The organism is Mesorhizobium tamadayense (assembly GCF_003863365.1).
Classification (GTDB): domain Bacteria; phylum Pseudomonadota; class Alphaproteobacteria; order Rhizobiales; family Rhizobiaceae; genus Mesorhizobium; species Mesorhizobium tamadayense.
Genome location: NZ_RQXT01000175.1, coordinates 1 through 1032, shown reverse-complemented (window position 1 = coordinate 1032; position 1032 = coordinate 1). Strand labels below are relative to the sequence as shown.

At 58.2% G+C, this 1032-nt stretch carries 2 protein-coding genes; both read left to right on the top strand.

Features of this window, described 5'->3' with window-relative positions; translation table 11 throughout:
* A partial coding sequence (locus EH240_RS37075) for a carbohydrate ABC transporter permease (protein ID WP_148101186.1) occupies positions 1–363 on the top strand: 363 nt, incomplete at its 5' end.
* 337 nt (positions 364–700) lie between these two features.
* On the top strand, positions 701–1032 hold a 332-nt coding region (locus EH240_RS37070; protein WP_148101185.1), incomplete at its 3' end, for an ATP-binding cassette domain-containing protein.

The window sequence follows — 1032 nt, the reverse complement described above, 5'->3', positions numbered from 1 at the left end:
CTGCGTGGCTTCATGGCCAATTTGCCGCTGACACTCGAAGAAGCGGCGGCGATCGATGGGGCCGGGCCGTTCAGAACGTTCTTCGAGATAATCGTGCCGCTTTGCCGGCCGGGGATCGTCGCCACTGCAGTCTTTGTGCTTATCGTCACCTGGCAGGAGTTCCTCTTTGCGCTCTCCTTTACCTCGACCAAGGAGATGCGCACGCTGCCCGTTGGAGTGAATGACTTTATCGGCCAGTACGGCATCCGCTACGGAGAGCTCATGGCCTCATCCGTGATGATCTCCATGCCGGTGGTCGCTGTCTTCTTCGTTCTGCAACGACAGTTCGTAGCAGGCCTGACGGCCGGCGCGGTGAAGGGCTGACCATGTCGCGTACCATGCTCTTTGATATTCCTGGGCCCAGGATCGCCTCGCTGACGTGGGACTGGCTGGAGAAGCGGAACGTGGTGCCCTCTGATCCAGACGTGCATGTGTATATTCTCACCGGTACTGACGTTGGCGCCTTAGCACTTGGCACCGACATCGCCGGCTACATGGGCCGACCTGAGCGAGAGTTCATGGTGTTTCAGTTAGCTCGATGCGGGCTGAACGACCGTCGGAGGCGTTCCCGAAACCGACCATCGCCGTCAACGATTTATCGTGACAAATACTCCACAGCTATGACTGCTGTCCGTAGCATCGCCCACGAAGGGATATGATCTTGGCCTCCGTAACATTGTCATCCGTATCTAAATTGTGGGGCTCCTTTGTCGCCGTGGAAAAGATCTCGCTCGCCATGGCCGATGGCGAGTTCGTCGTGTTGCTAGGGCCCTCTGGCTGTGGCAAGTCCACCACAATGCGCATGATCGCCGGGCTCGACGACCCGAGCGCTGGCGAGATTCGCATAGGCGATCGTGTGGTCAACGATTTGCCGCCGGGTAAACGCGACCTCGCCATGGTGTTCCAGAACTATGGCCTCTATCCGCATATGACCGTGGCGGACAACATTGGTTATCCGCTCAAAGTCGCAGGTGTGAACCGTCAGGAACGCGA